Consider the following 17,941-nt stretch of genomic DNA (forward strand, 5'->3'; position numbering starts at 1 on the left):
CGCCTTCGACGCCGTCGTGGCCGGCTGCGCGGCCCGCGCCGCGTCGGCCTACTCCGGCACCCGCCGGTACGCGCCGTCGCTGGCCGAGGTGGCCATGGAGGCGTACGCGCGCAGCGCCGCCGACACCGGGCGCTGCCGGTCCGCCGGGGTGTACGGCTTGTCCCGCTTCTCCTCGGCGACCCGCCGCGCCTGGAGCACGTCCTCGGGCACGTTCAGGTCGATGGACCGGCCCGGGATGTCGATGACGATCTCGTCGCCCTCCCGGACCAGCGCGATCAGCCCGCCGGAGGCCGCCTCGGGGGACACGTGCCCGATGGAGAGCCCGGAGGTCCCGCCGGAGAACCGGCCGTCGGTGAGCAGCGCGCAGGCCCGGCCCAGCCCCCGGCCCTTCAGGAACGAGGTGGGGTAGAGCATCTCCTGCATGCCGGGGCCGCCCTTCGGGCCCTCGTAGCGGATCACCACCACGTCGCCGGCGACGACCTCCTTGGCCAGGATGGCCGTCACCGCGTCGTCCTGCGACTCGTACACCTTCGCCGGACCGCGGAAGGTCAGGCACTCCTCGGGCACCCCGGCGGTCTTCACCACGCAGCCGTCCGGGGCGAGGTTGCCGTGCAGGATGGCCAGCCCGCCGTCGGCCGAGTACGCGTGCTCCCGGTCCCGGACGCAGCCGCCGGCCGCGTCGGTGTCCAGCGACGACCAACGGTTGGTGGTGGAGAACGGCTCGGTGGTGCGCACCCCGCCCGGCGCCGCGTGGAACAGCTCGACCGCCTCCGGCTTCGGCGAGCCGCCCCGGACGTCCCAGTCGGCCAGCCACTGGGTCAGCGTGGGGGAGTGCACCGCGTGCACGTCCCGGTGGAGCAGGCCGGCGCGGTCCAGTTCGCCGAGGATGGCCGGGATTCCGCCGGCCCGGTGCACGTCCTCCATGTGGTACTGCGGCGAGTTCGGCGCCACCTTGGCCAGGCAGGGCACCCGGCGGGAGATGGCGTCGATGTCGGCCACCGAGAAGTCCAGCTCGGCCTCCCGGGCGGCGGCGAGCAGGTGCAGGATCGTGTTGGTGGACCCGCCCATCGCCACGTCCAGGGCGACCGCGTTCTCGAAGGCGGCGCGGCTGGCGACCGCGCGGGGCAGCACCGAGGCGTCGTCGCCGTCGTACCAGCGCTTGGCGATCTCCACGGCGGTGCGGCCGGCCTCGACGAAGAGCGACCGGCGCGCGGCGTGGGTGGCCAGCGTCGACCCGTTGCCGGGCAGGGCCAGACCGATCGCCTCGGTCAGGCAGTTCATCGAGTTGGCGGTGAACATGCCGGAGCAGGAGCCGCAGGTGGGGCAGGCGGAGCGTTCGATCTCGCCGAGCTGCTCGTCGGTGACCGCCTCGTTGGACGAGGCGATCATCGCGTCGATCAGGTCGATCTTGGAGTGCACGATGCCCTCGATCGCCACCGTCTTGCCGGCCTCCATCGGCCCGCCCGAGACGAAGACGGTCGGGATGTTCAGCCGCAGCGCGGCCAGCAGCATCCCTGGGGTGATCTTGTCGCAGTTGGAGATGCAGACCAGGGCGTCCGCGCAGTGCGCGTTGACCATGTACTCCACCGCGTCGGCGATCAGCTCCCGGCTGGGCAGCGAGTAGAGCATCCCGCCGTGGCCCATGGCGATGCCGTCGTCGACGGCGATGGTGTTGAACTCGCGTCCCACCCCGCCGGCCTCGGCGACCGCGTCGGCGACCAGACCGCCCATGTCCTTGAGGTGCACGTGACCGGGGACGAACTGGGTGAAGCTGTTGGCGATGGCGACGATCGGCTTGCCGAAATCGTCGTCGGTCATCCCGGTGGCCCGCCAGAGGGCCCGGGCGCCGGCCATCGTCCGACCGTGGGTGGATGTCCTCGACCGCAGCTCAGGCATGGATACCAGTCTGACACCGCCGCCGCGACGCCCCCCGCCGGTCGCGCCGTGTCCCAACAGATGCACACCCGGTGCCCCGCGGGAGGCCGCCATCCGGCACCCTGGAGGGCGTGGGTTCACCTCCGGGCATGGTCGCCGTCGCGGTGCTGAGCGGCCTGGTGGCCGCGGCCGCCACCGTGCTGCTGGCCGGGTCGGCCCGGCGCCGCACCGGCCCGCACCGCCAGTCGTACACGCTGCTGGCCGCCGCCGCGGCGCTCGCCCTGGTCGGTCTGCTGGTCGGGCTGGGGGTGGTGCTCGGCGACGCCGACCACCCGCGCCATCCGGCGCGACTCAGCGGCTGGCCCCTACTGATCTCCATCGCGGTGGCGGCGAGCGGTCTGGCCGCCGCCGCCGGCCTGCTCCGCCTGCCCGGCGCGGTGGTCTCCCGGGCGGCGACCGCGCGGCTGCTGCTCGACGCGCTGATCATCGCGACGGCCCTCTGGTTCGTCGGCTGGGTGCTCTTCTCCGCCCCGACCCGGCTGCTCGGCACGGCCACCCCGGTGGCCTGCCCGGCGATCCTGCTGGCCACGGTCAACGCCGCGCTGACCGTCGGGCTCACCCTGATCGTGCTGCTGCGCGCCGACCCGCCCCGGGAACGGCTCGGGCTGCTCGGCCTCGGCGTCACCACCACCGCCGTCGGCGGGCTCGGGGTCGTCGGCGGCGTCTGCCAGGGCGGCCCCACGATGGCCCTGACCAGCGCCGCGCTGCTTGCCCTGGGCCTGCTGGCCGTCGCGCTGGCGGTGCACCGGGGGGAGCAGCCCGGCCAGGTCGACGTGGACCTGATCCGCCGCGACGGCGCGTACGCCTTCGTCCCGATGTTCGCGATGGCCGCCTCGGCGATGTACCACCTGGCCGAGGGGGGCCGGTTCGACGCGCTGGGCATCGTCGCCGGCAGCGTCGAGGGCTTCGCCCTGGTCGCCCGGCAGTACCTCACCCTCAACGACATGCGCGGGTACGCCGGCCGGCTGGCCGAGCGGGAGGCGCACTTCCGGGAGCTGGCGCACACCGACTCGCTGACCGGGCTGGCCAACCGGCGCGGCCTGCTGCGGGAGATGCAGCGCTGCGCCGACGAGGGTGTCGGCTGCGTGCTGCTCGGGCTCGACCTGGACGGCTTCAAGAACGTCAACGACATGCGCGGCCACGACGTCGGCGACATGGTGCTGGTCGAGGTCGGCCGGCGGCTGCGCGGCAACCTGCGCCCCGGCGACCTGGCCGCCCGGCTCGGCGGGGACGAGTTCGCGGTGCTGATGCGGGGCCGTCCGGACGACGCCGGCCCGGTCGCCGAGCGGCTGCTCGGGGTGCTCGGGCGGGCGTACGAGCACCCGGGCGGGCCGGTCTTCCTCTCCGTCAGCATCGGGGTGGCCGGCCAGTGCGGCGAGCCCGACCAGGTGGCGCTGCTGCGCCACGCCGACTCGGCGCTGCGCTACGCCAAGCAGCGCGGCAAGAACCGGATCGAGCGCTACGACGGCACCCACGACCAGATGCTGCTGCGGCGGACCCGGGTGGAGCACGAGCTGCGCGGGGCGATCGAGCGCAACGAGCTGCGGCTGGTGTGCCAGCCGGTCGCGTCGCTGCCCTCGGTCCGCCCGGTCGGCGCGGAGGCGCTGCTGCGCTGGCACCATCCGGAGCTGGGCAACGTCCGCCCCGACGAGTTCATCCCGCTCGCCGAGGAGTGCGGGATGATCGCCAAGCTGGGCGCCTGGGTGCTGCACCAGGCCTGCTGGCAGCTGTCCCGCTGGCTGGCCGACGGCCACGACGTCTGGGCGTCGGTCAACGTCTCCCCGCGCGAGCTGCACGCCCCGGAGTACGTCGTGCAGGTCGCCGAGGCGTTGCGCGCCCACCACGTGCCGCCGCAGCGGCTGGTGCTGGAGGTGACCGAGCACGCCGTCGCCACCGACCTCGACGAGCTGATCCGGCGGCTGACCGCGCTGCGCCACACCGGGGTGCGGATCGCGCTGGACGACTTCGGCGCCGGATACTCCTCCCTCGGGCAGCTGCGCCGGCTGCCGATCGACATCCTGAAGATCGACCACAGCCTGGTCGCCGAGCACGAGCCGGTCCGTCCGCTGGACCGGGACGGGCCGGCCTTCGCGCCGATGGTCGACATCGTCATGCGGCTGGGCCACCAGCTCGGCCTGGAGGTCATCGCCGAGGGGGTGACCTCGCCCACCGAGCTGGCCGCGGTGGTCGCCGCCGGCTGCCGGTTCGGCCAGGGGGCGCTCTTCGGCTGGGGAGTGCCGGCCGAGCACCTGGAGGCGATGCTGGAGGCCGCCACCTCGCCGGGTGCCCGGCCCGCATCGCCGCCGCCACCACCGCCGGCCGCCCCGGTGCGCCCCGGCCCGTCGCCGCTCCTGCCCCGGCTGCGGTCCCATCCGCCCGCGGCGAAGCCGTCGGTGCCCGCGCCGCGCGTCGGTGGGACGGGATCATCGCAGGTCGGGCCGGTCGTCGGCCCCTCTCGGGGAGACGACGTCCCCCGTTCGTGAACCAACATGTGGGATCAGTTGACTCATCGCGTGAGATGCGTCAGGCTGGTCCACATGTCGTCGATCCGGTCGCTGCGAGTACTTACCTGAGCGCACTCTCCTTCATCGAGAGTGCGCTGGCCCCGTGCATCTGCACGAGGGCCGTTTTTATTGCCGTCGGACCCCACCGGGGCGGGCACCCGCCCGCGTCACACGTGTCGAAGCCGCACCCACTCCAGCCGAAGGCCTGAACCGCAATGACGAGACCCACGCCAGAGACCCTCGCCCACTCCGCCCGGCGGGCGCGTACGGCCGCCGAGCCGGCCAGCGACGCCGACCACACCCCCGCGCCGCGCTCCGGCGCCGTTCCGGCCACCCCGGCCGGTGGTGGCCGGGCCGTCCCGGACGGAGCCGCCGCGACCGTACGACCGGTTGCGCCGGCCCAGGTCTCCGGCGCCGGTTCGCTGGTGCGCTCCCTCGAGGCGCTCGGCGTCGAGGTCGTCTTCGGCATTCCGGGCGGGGCGATCCTGCCCGCCTACGACCCGCTCTACGACTCCAGCGTCCGGCACATCCTGGTCCGTCACGAGCAGGGGGCCGGGCACGCCGCGACCGGGTACGCGCAGGCCACCGGCCGGGTCGGCGTCTGCATCGCCACCTCCGGCCCGGGCGCGACCAACCTGGTGACCCCGATCGCCGACGCGTACATGGACTCGGTGGCGATGGTGGCGATCACCGGCCAGGTGGCGCGGCCCTCGATCGGCACGGACGCCTTCCAGGAGGCGGACATCCAGGGCATCACCCTGCCGATCACCAAGCACAACTTCCTGGTGCAGACCCCGGAGGAGATCCCGCAGGTGCTCGCCGAGGCGTTCCACCTGGCCTCGACCGGGCGGCCCGGGCCGGTGCTGGTCGACATCCCCAAGGACGTCCTCCAGGCGCCGACCACCTTCGCCTGGCCGCCCGCCCTGGACCTGCCCGGCTACCGGCCCACCCTGCACCCGCACGGCAAGCAGATCCGCGAGGCGGCCCGGCTGATCTCCAGCGCCCGCCGCCCGGTGCTCTACGTCGGCGGCGGAGTGCTCAAGGCCGGCGCCACCGAGGGGCTGCGCAAGCTGGCCGAGCTGACCGGCATCCCGGTGGTCACCACGCTGATGGCGCTGGGGGCGTTCCCCGACTCGCACCGCCAGCACCTGGGCATGCCCGGCATGCACGGCACCGTCGCCGCGGTCTACGGCCTGCAGAAGGCCGACCTGATCGTGGCGCTCGGGGCGCGCTTCGACGACCGGGTCACCGGCAAGCTCGACTCGTTCGCGCCGGACGCCACCGTGGTGCACGCCGACATCGACCCGGCCGAGATCGGCAAGAACCGGCACGCCGACGTGCCGATCGTCGGTGACGCCAAGCACGTCATCGACGAGCTGATCGCCGCGGTCACCACCGAGCGCAACGCCGGCCGCCGGGCCGACCTCGGCGACTGGTGGACCCAGCTGGACGACCTGCGCGAGCGCTATCCGCTGGGATACGAGGAGCCGTCCGACGGCACCCTCTCCCCGCAGTACGTGATCAAGCGGCTGGGCGAGATCGCCGGCCCGGACGCGATCTACGTCGCCGGCGTCGGGCAGCACCAGATGTGGGCCAGCCAGTTCATCTCGTACGAGAAGCCGGGCACCTGGCTGAACTCCGGCGGCCTCGGCACCATGGGCTACGCCGTTCCGGCGGCCATGGGCGCCAAGGTCGGCAGGCCGGACACGGTGGTCTGGGCGGTGGACGGCGACGGCTGCTTCCAGATGACCAACCAGGAGCTGGCGACCTGCGCGCTGGAGGGCATTCCGGTCAAGATCGCCGTGATCAACAACGGCAACCTCGGCATGGTCCGGCAGTGGCAGACGCTCTTCTACGGCGAGCGCTACTCCAACACCGAGCTGGGCACCCACAAGCACCGCATCCCGGACTTCGTCAAGCTGGCCGAGGCGCTCGGCTGCGTCGGCCTGCGCTGCGAGACCGCCGAGGACGTGGACAAGACGATCGAGGCGGCGATGGCGATCACCGACGCCCCGGTCGTCATCGACTTCACCGTCGGCAAGGACGCCATGGTCTGGCCGATGGTGGCCGCCGGCACCAGCAACGACGAGATCATGTTCGCCCGTGGCGTCCGCCCGGCCTTCGACGAGGACGAGATCTAGGTCATGACCGAATGCACCGAGCGCAGCGAGGGCCATGAGGGCATGACGAGGAAGGCTTTGGTCATGACCGAATGCACCGAGCGCAGCGAGGGCCATGAGGGCATGACGAGGAAGGCACTTCAATGACCCTGCACACCCTGTCCGTCCTGGTGGAGAACAAGCCGGGCGTCCTCGCCCGGGTCTCCGGCCTCTTCTCCCGGCGCGGCTTCAACATCGACAGCCTCGCCGTGGGCGAGACCGAGAACCCGGACGTCTCCCGGATCACCATCGTGGTCAACGCCGAGTCGTCCCCGCTGGAGCAGGTCACCAAGCAGCTCAACAAGCTGGTCAACGTACTCAAGATCGTGGAGCTGGACCCGCAGGTCTCCGTCGCCCGGGAACTGCTGCTGGTCAAGGTCCGCGCGGACCGCAACGCCCGCGCGCAGGTGCTGGAGACGGTGAACCTGTTCCGCGCCCGGGTGGTCGACGTCGCCCCGGACACGCTCACCATCGAGGCCACCGGCACCCCCGACAAGCTCGACGCGCTGCTGCGCGACCTGGAGCCCTTCGGCATCAAGGAGATGGTCCAGTCCGGCACGGTGGCGATCGGGCGCGGCTCGCGCTCGATCACCGCCGGCCCCGCGCTGCGCGCCGCCTGACCCGACCTCGCCGGCGCTGCGCGCCGCCCGATCCGACCTCGCCGGCGCTCCGCGCCGCCCGAACCACCACACAAGTCCACGACGGGCCGCTCGGACCGCCGTACGAAAGGGAAGTCAATGAGCGTTGAGGTGTACTACGACGACGACGCCGACCTGGGCCTGATCCAGGGCCGCAAGGTCGCCGTGATCGGGTACGGCAGCCAGGGCCACGCCCACGCGCTGTCGCTGCGCGACTCGGGCGTCGACGTGGTGATCGGCCTGCCGGCGGGCTCGCGGAGCCGCCCGAAGGCCGAGGAGCAGGGCCTGCGGGTGCTCACGCCGGCCGAGGCGGCGGCCGAGGCCGACGTCATCATGATCCTGGCACCGGACACCGCGCAGCGCGCCCTGTACACCGAGGCGATCGCGCCCAACCTGGCCCCCGGCAAGGCGCTCTTCTTCGGCCACGGCTTCAACATCCGGTACGGCCTGATCAAGCCCCCGGCCGACGTGGACGTGGCGATGGTCGCCCCGAAGGGCCCCGGTCACCTGGTCCGCCGGCAGTACGTCGACGGCAAGGGGGTGCCCTGCCTGGTCGCCGTCGAGCAGGACGCCAGCGGCACCGCCTTCAAGCTCGCCCTGGCGTACGCCAAGGGCATCGGCGGCACCCGGGCCGGCGCCATCCGGACCACCTTCACCGAGGAGACCGAGACCGACCTCTTCGGCGAGCAGGCGGTGCTCTGCGGTGGCGCGGCGGCGCTGGTGCAGACCGGCTTCGAGGTGCTGACCGAGGCCGGCTACGCCCCCGAGGTGGCCTACTTCGAGTGCCTGCACGAGCTGAAGCTGATCGTCGACCTGATGTACGAGGGCGGCATCGCCCGGATGCGCTACAGCGTCTCCGACACCGCCGAGTACGGCGACCTCTCCCGTGGCCCCCGGGTCATCGACTCCCGGGTCAAGGAGGAGATGCGCAAGATCCTCGGTGAGATCCAGTCCGGCGAGTTCGCCCGCGAGTGGGTCGCCGAGGACGAGGCCGGCCGCCCGAACTTCGCCAAGTGGCGGGCCGAGGGCGCGGCGCACCCGATCGAGGAGACCGGCCAGAAGCTGCGCTCGATGATGAGCTGGGTGGACCGGCCGATCACCGAGACCGCCTGACGGACCTTCCCGCACGGGGCCACGGCCCGCGACCCGACGCTCTCCCCGGCGTCGGGTCGCGGGCCGCGACTTTCACCTGTTGGGACCGGGTGATCATCGCCTCGGCCAGCCTCGGCCCGTACCGGAGCGGGGCGCGGCGGGCGAGTGGGCGCAGCAGCGCGACACGGACGGCCGGTGACATGGGCGAACTCCCTCCCCCGGGGGGTTGTGGATCCGTTGTAGCGGAGCGGTTCCACCGGGGGCACCGGATGAACGGCGGATGACCGGCGTGCGACGACGCTGTGTGAGGGCGCTCACCCCGCAGTCCGGGACACGCCGGCCGGTGCGGCACCTACCATCCCAGGTAGGTGCGTTGCCGGCACCTGACGGCCATGGCAAGGATCAGCGCAGGGCGCACCGCGGCGCCCCGTCGCCCCGGCCGACCGCATACGACGTCTACGAGGACCGATGAATCCTGTCGTACTGATCGCCGAAGAACTCGCTCCCGCCGCCATCGAGGTGCTCGCGCACGACTTCGACGTACGCCACGTCGACGGCACCGACCGCCCGGCCCTGCTCTCCGCCCTCTCCGAGGCCGACGCGGTGATCGTGCGCAGCGCCACCCAGATCGACGCCGAGGCGATCGCCGCCGCGCCGCGTCTCAAGGTGGTGGCCCGGGCCGGCGTCGGTCTGGACAACGTCGAGGTGCCGGCCGCCACCGCGCGGGGCGTGATGGTGGTCAACGCGCCCACCTCCAACATCGTCTCCGCCGCCGAGCAGGCCGTCGCGCTGCTGCTCGCCGTCGCCCGCAACACCGCCAGCGCCAGCGCGGCGCTGAAGGCGGGGGAGTGGAAGCGGTCCAAGTACACCGGCGTGGAGCTGCAGGGCAAGACCGTCGGCGTGGTCGGCCTCGGCCGCATCGGTGTGCTCTTCGCCCAGCGCATCGCCGCCTTCGGCACCCGGCTGATCGCCTACGACCCCTACATCCAGCCGGCCCGCGCCGCCCAGCTCGGCGTCCGCCTGGTCGGCCTGGAGGAGCTGCTGCGGGAGGCCGACTTCATCTCCATCCACCTGCCGAAGACCCCGGAGACCGTGGGCCTGATCGGTGAGAAGGAGCTGGCCGTCGTCAAGCCCGGCGTGCGGATCGTCAACGCCGCCCGGGGTGGACTGGTCGACGAGCAGGCCCTGGCCGACGCGATCGCCGAGGGCCGGGTCGCCGGCGCCGGCGTCGACGTGTACGCCAAGGAGCCGTGCACCTCGTCGCCGCTGTTCGCCTTCGACAACGTGGTGGCCACCCCGCACCTGGGCGCCTCCACCCACGAGGCGCAGGACAAGGCCGGCCTGGCCGTGGCCAGGAGCGTCAAGCTGGCGTTGCAGGGCGAGTTCGTGCCGGACGCGGTGAACGTGCAGGCCGGCGGCGTGGTCGCCGAGGACGTCCGCCCGCTGCTGCCGCTGGCCGAGAAGCTCGGCCGGGCGTTCACCGCGGTGGCCGGCGGGGTGGCCGCCAGCGTCACCGTCGAGGTGCGCGGCGAGATCGTCAGCAACGACGTCTCGGTGCTCAAGCTCGCCGCCACCAAGGGGCTCTTCAGCTCCGTGGTGGAGGAGCAGGTCACCTACGTCAACGCGCCGCACCTGGCCGCCGAGCGGGGCGTCGAGGTCACCCTGGACACCCAGGCCGAGACGGTCGACCACCCCAACCTGGTCACCGTCCGCGGCGCGCTGCCCGACGGCCGTACGGTCAGCGTCTCCGGCACGGTCACCCAGACCGGCGTCCGCGACGTCATCAAGCTGACCGAGGTGGACGGTTTCGACGTGGAGATCGGCGCGGAGGGCATCCTGCTCTTCCTGCGCTACGCCGACCGGCCGGGTGTGGTCGGCACCGTCGGCACGCTGCTCGGCGAGGCCGGCGTCAACATCGCGGCGATGCAGGTGGCGCGTCGGGAGGCCGGCGGCGAGACGCTGATGACCCTCACCGTCGACCAGGCGCTCGGCGCCGACCTGCTCACCTCGGCGGCCGACTCGATCGGCGCGACCTCGGCCAGCGCCGCGGACCTGCGCGACGAGTAGTCCACACGCGACGCATCGGGGGCTCGGCCGTCACGGCCGGGCCCCTCGTCGTACGGGGAGTCAGGGAGCCACGTAGGACGGTGGCGGGTAGACCGAGCCGTCCTGGGCGTCGAAGAGCATCAGCCCGTGCTCGCCGGCCAGCCGCTCGATGTCGAGCAGAACCTGGTCCTCGCAGGTCGGCACCAGGTTGAGTTCCACGTGGTCGCTGGCCGCGTGCAGCGGCGCGACCTCCCACGGGGTGCCCGGGACGGCCGGCCGGTCCGGATAGGTGGCCGTGATGGCCCGGTAGAAGCGAACCACCCGGGGGTCCGGGTACTGGTCGCTGTGGCGTCCCTCGCGGCACCGCCGCACCGCCGCCCGGACGTCCTCGGGCGTGGCCCCGTCAGGCAGGGCCCACACGCTCAGATCGAAACTCACGGCGCACAGCGTGCCATCAACCCTTCACCCGGACGCAACTGACCCGCCGTGCGGCGGGGAGAGGATGTCGCAGGTCCGGCCCAGACGGTCCGCTGTGGAGACTCTTGCGTCGAGTTGCGTCGATTCGCTAGCGTACCGGTGCGGTCGCCGGCTGGCGGGGGTGTCCGACCCGTCTTCGGGTGACGAGGTCAGGCGTCCGACCGGCCGGTCCGCACCCCTCGATTGCGCGAGCCACGCGCACTCGTCGCTGACCGGCCCCCACGGTCGTTGCCGAGACCGTGGGGGCCGATCGCGGGGCCCGCCGACCGCGCCACGGTGTGGACCCCCTCCACACCTCGGCCGGCGCGCCGCCCGGCGCCTCAGCGGCGCCGGTGGGCGAAGAGAGCCTGATATCCCGAGTCGTTGCGGAACCATGCCAGCCCGGTCGGGCCGGCGGCGTACAGCGCGGTGGCGTAGGCGTCGGCGACCGTGAGGTCGGGCCCGACGACGGTGGCGGCGACCAGCTGCTCGGCCGGCTCGCCGGTGTGCGGGTCGACCACGTGGCCCCGCCGGCCGCTGACGCCGGAGGTGCCCACCGCCCCGGCGGTCATCTCCAGCACCAGCGGTGCCCGGCGTCCGTCGGTCGGGTGGTGCACGGCCACCCGCCAGGGGCCGCCGTGCGCGGCGTGCCCGCGGACGGTCAGGTCGGCGCCGGAGAGCACCGCGTAGTCGACGATGCCGGCGGCGCGCAGCCGGGCCGCGGCCCGCTCCACCGCCCAGCCGTTGAGCAGGCCGCCCGGGTCGAAGCCGCCCGGTACGGCCCAGGCGTCGAACCAGCCGTCGGTGGCGGCGCGCATCGCCGCGCAGCGGTCCACCAGGTCGGCCAGCGGCGGGTACGACTCGGGGCTGATCTCGTCGCGCCGCAGCCGGGAGACCAGGCTGTCCGGGCGGGTCGGCCCGTAGGTGAGGTCGATCGCGCGCAGCTCGGCGACGGCGTCGCGCAGCGCGTCGCCGACGGTGCGGCGGCCCAGGTGCTCGGGGGCGTTCAGCAGGAGCGAGTACTCCGCGGTGCCGGTCCGGACGGTGTGCTGGACGGCGATCCGGTCGGCGGGGGCGGCGTTGGGACGGTCGACCCGGTGGCTGCGCGTGCCCAGCCGCAGGTCGGGTCGGCGGAGGGTGAACGCCGCCTGGTCCACCCACCGGGTGCGTGGCTGTTCGTCCGTCCGTACCGTTGCGTGCCGCTGGTCGATCCGCATCACGACTGCTCCTTCGCCGACGGTGCCGCGGCGCCGCGGCGGAATCCGTCCCGGGCCCCCGTGACCCGTTCGTCTGTGACCCTAGACAGCGGAGATGACTGCACCATGAATGTCACCTGGGAGACTCCTGAGGCTTCGTCCGTCCCGCATCCTGGAAGACGCGTACCGGGGGACGGGACGGCGACGTACGGTGCACGAATACGACGAGGTGAGGAGCGCCAGGTGGCACGGATCGCGGTGGTGGCCGGGGACGGGATCGGACCCGAGGTGGTCGGGCAGGCCCGCAAGGTCCTCGACGCCGTGCTCCCCGGGATCGAGGCCACGGAGTACGACCTGGGCGCCGCGCGGTACCACCGCACCGGCGAGGTGCTGCCCGACTCCGTGCTGGCCGAGCTGGCCGGGCACGACGCCATCCTGCTCGGCGCGGTCGGCGACCCGACCGTGCCGCCGGGGGTGCTGGAGCGCGGCCTGCTGCTGAAGCTCCGCTTCGCCTTCGACCAGTACGTCAACCTGCGTCCCGCCCGGCTCTGGCCCGGCGTGTCCGGCCCGCTGGCCAGCGTCAAGCCGGGCGAGGTGGACCTGGTGGTGGTCCGCGAGGGCACCGAGGGGCTCTACGCGGGCGCCGGCGGCACGCTGCACCGGGACACCCCGGCCGAGGTCGCCACCGAGGAGAGCCTGAACACCCGGCACGGCGTCGAGCGGGTGATCCGGGACGCCTTCGCCCGGGCCTCCCGCCGGGAGCGCCGCAAGGTGACCCTGGTGCACAAGACCAACGTGCTGACCCACGCCGGGTCGCTCTGGGCCCGCGCCTTCGACGCGGTCGCCGCCGAACACCCCGACGTGACCACCGAGTACCAGCACGTCGACGCCGCCGCGATGTTCCTGGTCACCCAGCCCCAGCGGTACGACGTGGTGGTCACCGACAACCTCTTCGGCGACATCCTCACCGACATCGCCGCCGCGGTCACCGGCGGCATCGGGCTCGCCGCCAGCGGCAGCATCAACCCCGACGGGACGTACCCGTCGATGTTCGAGCCGGTGCACGGCTCGGCGCCGGACATCGCCGGCAAGGGCCTGGCCGACCCGGTCGCCGCGGTGCTCTCCGCCGCGCTCCTGCTCGACCAGCTCGGCCACGCCGACGCCGCCGCCCGGGTGGCCGGCGCGGTCGCCACGGAGCTGGCCGGCCGGACCCCGGGCGTACCGCTGCGCACCGAGGAGGTCGGCGACCGGCTCGCCGGCCACGCCGTAGCCTGACCGGGCGGTACGCCGCCCGGTCCCACCCGGGTCCAGCCGGCCCGTCCCGCGCCGCACCCGATCGGGTGCGTTCGATCCGCGGGGCGGAGCTATCCGCTGAACGACCGTTCGGGGTAAGTTTCTGGCACCAGATCCGGTGTGCGGCACCGCACGCCGTCCAGCCGCAGGGAGGTCAGCGCGATGAGCGGTGGTGACAAGCTCGATTTCGAGATCCGTCCGAATCCCGCGCCGGTATCCGCCGCTGACCGGGCCGCCCTGCTGGCCAACCCGGGCTTCGGCCGGGTCTTCACCGATCACATGGTGACCATCCGGTACGCCGAGGGCAAGGGCTGGTACGACGCCCGCGTCGAGGCCCGCGCGCCGATCCCGATGGACCCGGCCGCCGCCGTCCTGCACTACGCGCAGGAGATCTTCGAGGGGCTCAAGGCGTACCGGGCCGCGGACGGCTCCGTCACCATGTTCCGGCCCGAGGCCAACGCGGCCCGGTTCATCGCCTCCGCGCAGCGGCTGGCCATGCCGGAGCTGCCGGCGGAGACGTTCGTCGAGTCGCTGCGCCGGCTGGTCGAGGTCGATCGGGAGTGGATCCCGGAGGGCCCGGACGCCAGCCTCTACCTGCGGCCGTTCATGTTCGCCAGCGAGGTCTTCCTCGGTGTGCGGCCGGCCAACGAGTACCTCTACTGCGTCATCGCCTCGCCCGCCGGGGCCTACTTCGCCGGCGGGGTCAAGCCGGTGACGGTCTGGGTCTCCCCGGACTACACCCGGGCCGCGCCCGGCGGCACCGGCGCGGCGAAGTGCGGCGGCAACTACGCCGCCTCGCTGGCCGCCCAGGCCGAGGCGATCGAGGCCGGCTGTGACCAGGTGGTCTTCCTCGACGCGGTGGAGCGCCGGTTCGTCGACGAGCTGGGCGGCATGAACGTCTTCTTCGTCTACGACGACAACACGCTGGTCACCCCGCCGCTGACCGGCACGATCCTGCCGGGCATCACCCGGGACGCGGTGCTCACCCTGGCCGCCGCCGGCGGGCACCGGGTCGAGGAGCGGCCGGTCAGCTTCGCCGACTGGCAGGCCGACGCCGCCAGCGGGCGGCTGCGCGAGGTCTTCGCCTGCGGCACCGCCGCGGTGATCACCCCGATCGGCCGGGTGCGCTTCCCCGACGGCGAGTTCCTCGTCGGCGGCGGCGAGCCGGGCCGCTCGACCATGGCGCTGCGCGAGCAGCTCGTGGCGATCCAGCGCGGCGAGGCCGAGGACTCGCACGGCTGGGTGCGACGGGTGCTCTGACCTCCGGTGCCGTCTGCCGGCCCCGCCTGAGCGGGGCCGGCAGACCGCTCTCGGGCCGGCCCTTTCCGGGTCCGCCGCTCTCGGGCGGGGCCTCCTGGCCTCGGCGCTCTTCGACGGGGCCGGCGGGGAACTCGCGGTTGGCCGCTCGGCCACCACAGCTCCCGTTGGGACGACCTCCTGGGTGCGGGCCCTTTAGAGCTGATGACGCGAACGAATCGCCGGGTTGGGTCGGCCCCGCTGTCGGACGATGGGCGCCGGTCGGATCGACAGGCCGGTGGTGGGTCCGCTCGCGGTGATTCGTTGACGTCATCAGCTCCAAAGGACGCGCTGAGGACCCGCCGACCTTGGACGAGGTGGTGCCGTTCGGTCTCAGGGCGAGGTGGTGCCGCCCGCTGTCGGTGCGCGGAGTTGCCGTCCGGTCTCGGTGTGAGGTGGTGGCGCCTGGTTTCGGCGCACGGTGGCGCCGTCCGACCTTGGCGTGGGGTGATGTCGCCCCACGGCGCCGGCCGCGAGGTGGGGACGGGCTACTACTCCAGCAGGTGGTCGCGGAGGGCGGTGAGCTGGGCGTCGGTCAGGCCGGCCCGGCGCAGGTAGTCCGCCACCGTGCCGTACCGCTGCCGCAGCTCCGCCAGGAAGAGCGTCATCGCCGCGGCCGGGGTGGTGAGCGGCGGCAGCCCCGCCGGCATCTGCTGGCCGGTGCTGGCGAACCAGGCCTGGAACCGCGACGCCGCCTCGGTGCTCAGCGCGTAGTCGGCGGCGATCTCGGCGTCGGAGACCCCGAGCGCGGCCAGGGTGAGGCCGCAGACGAGGCCGGTGCGGTCCTTGCCCGCCACGCAGTGCACCAGCGCGGGCGCGTTCGTCTCGTCGGCGATCAGCCCGACCGCCTCGGCCAGCCCGGCGGCGCCGGTGTCGGCGAGGTCGGCGTACCGGTCGGCGAGGTAGCGCGGGAGGTCCGCGCCCTGCCGGTAGGGGCGCTCAGCCCAGTCGACGTGCTCCGGGTGGATGTGGCGGTAGGCCAGCCCGTCCCGCTCGGGCACCCGACCGTCCCGCTCCACCTCCGCGGGCCGGCGCAGGTCGATGACGGTACGGATGCCGAGGGCGGTGAACGCCTCCAGGTCGGCCCCGTCGAGGCGGTGCGGTGAGTCGGAGCGGTAGAGCCGGCCCCAGCGCACGGTACGTCCGTCGTGGCCGGGGTAGCCACCGACGTCGCGGAAGTTGAACATCGCCGAGAAGGGGATTCTGCGATTGACCTCGATGGCGTCCACGTCGACACGGTAACGGCCGGCGGGGCCTCGCCCCACCGGCCGTCAGGTCGGATCGTCTACCGTGCGGTGCCCGGGGGCATGTTGCCGTAGCTCTCGTCGTAGTAGCCGCCCAGCCTGTCCCGGTACGCCGGGTCGCTGTGGCTGTTCTCGTCGTACTCCGGTGCGGCCTTGATCTGGTCCTTGTCGCGGTCCACGTGCACCTTGCGGTCGTCGTGGTTCACCTGGTTGACGGTGCCGGCCGGCAGCATCACCTTCTTGCCGAAGATCCACGGGCCGGTGTCGACGACCAGGTAGCTCCCGCCGACCTCGTGGCTCGCGCTGTCGATCTTGCCGATGCTGCCGTCGGTCGCCTCGACCTTGTAGCCGACCAGGTCGGCGTCGGCCACCCCGGCGTGGTCGCGGTAGCTCCACGGGTCGAACGGCCCGCCGGGTGCGCCCCCGGCGATGGCGCCCCGACCGTCATCGATCATCGGGTCGGTCGCGCCGTGCGTGCTGTGCGGGTCGAGCCTGTCCATGACTGCTCCTGCCTCGACTGCGGTAGTCGTATCGGAGTGAACGTGCTCCGTGTCCGATGGAGCAGGTACCCGGGCCGGGGAGCCTCCACACTCGGTGACCGGAAACGACGATGGGCCGACCCGCGGTACGCGGTGTCGGCCCATCGGGGTGACCGGGTCAGGCCAGCGCGGCCTGCGCGTCGAGCGCCACCGCGGCGGCGTGTACGACGGCGGCGATGCGCAGCCCCTCGTGCACCTGCTCCCGGGTGAACCCGGTGGAACGCAGGGTCTTCTCGTGCGACTCCAGGCAGACGCCGCAACCGGTGATCGCCGAGACGGCGAGGCACCAGAGCTCGAAGTCGCCCTTGTCGACACCCGGCTTGGCGATGATCTGCATCCGCAGCCGGGCCGGCATCGACGCGTACTGGTCGTCGCCGATGAGGTGCTTGGCCCGGTAGTAGACGTTGTTCATCGCCATGATGGTGGCGGCGCCCTTGGCGGCCTCGACCGCCTCGGGGGTCAGGTGCGTGGCCGCCTCGGCGGCGATCTCCCGCAGCACGACCGGGTTGCGAGCCGCGACCGCGCAGGCCAGGGCGGTGCCCCAGGCCTGCTCCGGCTTCAGCGTCGAGGTGGCGACGGTGGAGCCGAGGTTGAGCTTGATGTCCTTGGCGTACTCGGGCAGCGCCGCCTTGACCGCGTCCAGACCCATGTCAGATCCCGGCGCCGGCGAGGAGCGCGTTGGCGTCCAGGGTCTCGCCGCCCTTGTTCCAGTTGCACGGGCAGAGCTCGTCGGTCTGCAGGGCGTCGAGCACCCGCAGCACCTCCGAGACGTTCCGGCCGACCGAGCCGGCGGTCACCATGGCGAACTGGATCTCGTTGTCCGGGTCGACGATGAAGGTGGCGCGCTGGGCGACGCCGTCGGAGCCGAGGACGCCGCAGGCGGCGGTCAGCTCGCGCTTGATGTCGCTGAGCATCGGGAAGGGCAGCTCGCGCAGGTCGGGGTGGTCCTTGCGCCAGGCGTAGTGGACGAACTCGTTGTCCACCGAGACGCCGAGCACCTGGGCGTCGCGGTCCGCGAACTCGTCGTTCAGCCGGCCGAACTCCGCGATCTCCGTCGGGCAGATGAAGGTGAAGTCCTTCGGCCAGAAGAAGACCACCCGCCACTTGCCCTCGTGGGACTTGTGGTTGATCGTCTCGAACGCCTTGTCGGCCTCGAGCGACACGCAGGCGGTGAGTTCGTACTCGGGGAAGCGGTCACCGACAGTGAGCACGGGTCCTCCTTGACAGCGGCCTGGCGGCGACGCCAGGCCGGTAACTGGATCGGTTCCAGATACTTCCGCAGCGCTGTTTTCTCCAGGTGGCGGCCGGGTGACTTGTGAAGTCGATCACCGACGGCGGGTTCCGCTCCGGATCGGAGGGCCGATCGGCTATGGCCACGGTGCGTCACGATCCCGCCATGTGGATTTCGCCTCCCAAAACCGCGGGCGAGGTGGCAGAGTAGCGATCGTGACCAGCACCGTCCTGATTATCGGCAACTAGCGCGCCGGCCTTCCCTCCGCCGAGCGCGCAGACCTCCCGCATCCGCGGGGGGTCTTTTTGTTGC

The 17,941-nt window shown here is 72.9% G+C and carries 14 protein-coding genes; 7 read left to right on the plus strand and 7 right to left on the minus strand.

The features are described from left to right. Positions 1–48 precede the first annotated feature (48 nt). The gene (gene ilvD / locus AC5L3Z_RS13550) at positions 49–1,896 is read right to left on the minus strand and encodes a dihydroxy-acid dehydratase (protein ID WP_494841980.1); all 1,848 of its coding nucleotides are present in this window, start codon (positions 1,894–1,896) and stop codon (positions 49–51) included. A 110-nt stretch (positions 1,897–2,006) separates the two neighbouring features. Here ilvD and AC5L3Z_RS13555 point away from each other — a divergent pair, with 110 nt between their 5' ends. The 5 genes from AC5L3Z_RS13555 (at position 2,007) to serA (ending at position 10,395) form a co-directional block, all read left to right on the plus strand. Next, complete coding sequence (locus tag AC5L3Z_RS13555; protein ID WP_494841982.1) at positions 2,007–4,418, plus strand: putative bifunctional diguanylate cyclase/phosphodiesterase; 2,412 nt, start codon at positions 2,007–2,009, stop codon at positions 4,416–4,418. A gap of 236 nt (positions 4,419–4,654) precedes the next feature. Next, positions 4,655–6,580 (plus strand): acetolactate synthase large subunit, encoded by a 1,926-nt coding sequence (locus tag AC5L3Z_RS13560; protein ID WP_494841984.1) that lies wholly within the window; start codon positions 4,655–4,657, stop codon positions 6,578–6,580. A gap of 122 nt (positions 6,581–6,702) precedes the next feature. Continuing rightward, positions 6,703–7,218 carry an acetolactate synthase small subunit gene (ilvN, locus tag AC5L3Z_RS13565; protein WP_088963577.1) on the plus strand — a complete coding sequence of 172 codons (516 nt, stop codon included), beginning with the start codon at positions 6,703–6,705 and terminating at the stop codon, positions 7,216–7,218. Positions 7,219–7,335: 117 nt separating this feature from the next. Beyond that, positions 7,336–8,349, plus strand: a complete 1,014-nt coding sequence (gene ilvC / locus AC5L3Z_RS13570; protein WP_494841987.1) for a ketol-acid reductoisomerase — start codon at positions 7,336–7,338, stop codon at positions 8,347–8,349. Positions 8,350–8,796: 447 nt separating this feature from the next. Beyond that, positions 8,797–10,395 carry a phosphoglycerate dehydrogenase gene (gene serA / locus AC5L3Z_RS13575; RefSeq protein WP_494841989.1) on the plus strand — a complete coding sequence of 533 codons (1,599 nt, stop codon included), beginning with the start codon at positions 8,797–8,799 and terminating at the stop codon, positions 10,393–10,395. Positions 10,396–10,455: 60 nt separating this feature from the next. Here serA and AC5L3Z_RS13580 read toward each other — a convergent pair whose 3' ends face one another. Both AC5L3Z_RS13580 and AC5L3Z_RS13585 read right to left on the minus strand, forming a co-directional pair. Continuing rightward, the gene (locus AC5L3Z_RS13580) at positions 10,456–10,812 is read right to left on the minus strand and encodes a hypothetical protein (protein WP_494841991.1); all 357 of its coding nucleotides are present in this window, start codon (positions 10,810–10,812) and stop codon (positions 10,456–10,458) included. A 359-nt stretch (positions 10,813–11,171) separates the two neighbouring features. Further along, on the minus strand, positions 11,172–12,047 hold the full coding sequence (locus tag AC5L3Z_RS13585; protein WP_494842189.1) for an FAD:protein FMN transferase: 876 nt from the start codon (positions 12,045–12,047) through the stop codon (positions 11,172–11,174). Between the two features lie 222 nt (positions 12,048–12,269). Here AC5L3Z_RS13585 and AC5L3Z_RS13590 point away from each other — a divergent pair, with 222 nt between their 5' ends. Both AC5L3Z_RS13590 and AC5L3Z_RS13595 read left to right on the plus strand, forming a co-directional pair. Continuing rightward, complete coding sequence (locus tag AC5L3Z_RS13590; RefSeq protein ID WP_494841993.1) at positions 12,270–13,301, plus strand: 3-isopropylmalate dehydrogenase; 1,032 nt, start codon at positions 12,270–12,272, stop codon at positions 13,299–13,301. 180 nt (positions 13,302–13,481) lie between these two features. Next, entirely contained in the window at positions 13,482–14,579 is a 1,098-nt protein-coding gene (locus AC5L3Z_RS13595; protein ID WP_334518983.1) for a branched-chain amino acid aminotransferase, read from the plus strand. A 527-nt stretch (positions 14,580–15,106) separates the two neighbouring features. Here AC5L3Z_RS13595 and AC5L3Z_RS13600 read toward each other — a convergent pair. The 4 genes from AC5L3Z_RS13600 to AC5L3Z_RS13615 all read right to left on the minus strand — a co-directional run bounded on the left by AC5L3Z_RS13600 (position 15,107) and on the right by AC5L3Z_RS13615 (position 17,609). Next, positions 15,107–15,844 carry a tyrosine-protein phosphatase gene (locus tag AC5L3Z_RS13600; protein WP_494841995.1) on the minus strand — a complete coding sequence of 246 codons (738 nt, stop codon included), beginning with the start codon at positions 15,842–15,844 and terminating at the stop codon, positions 15,107–15,109. Positions 15,845–15,900: 56 nt separating this feature from the next. Then, positions 15,901–16,359, minus strand: a complete 459-nt coding sequence (locus AC5L3Z_RS13605; protein ID WP_494841997.1) for a PRC-barrel domain-containing protein — start codon at positions 16,357–16,359, stop codon at positions 15,901–15,903. Between the two features lie 157 nt (positions 16,360–16,516). Continuing rightward, positions 16,517–17,047 carry an alkylhydroperoxidase, AhpD family gene (ahpD, locus tag AC5L3Z_RS13610; RefSeq protein ID WP_494841999.1) on the minus strand — a complete coding sequence of 177 codons (531 nt, stop codon included), beginning with the start codon at positions 17,045–17,047 and terminating at the stop codon, positions 16,517–16,519. 1 nt (position 17,048) lies between these two features. Further along, entirely contained in the window at positions 17,049–17,609 is a 561-nt protein-coding gene (locus AC5L3Z_RS13615; protein WP_494842001.1) for a peroxiredoxin, read from the minus strand. Between the last annotated feature and the right edge of the window lie 332 nt (positions 17,610–17,941).

The organism is Micromonospora sp. LZ37 (genome assembly GCF_059359015.1).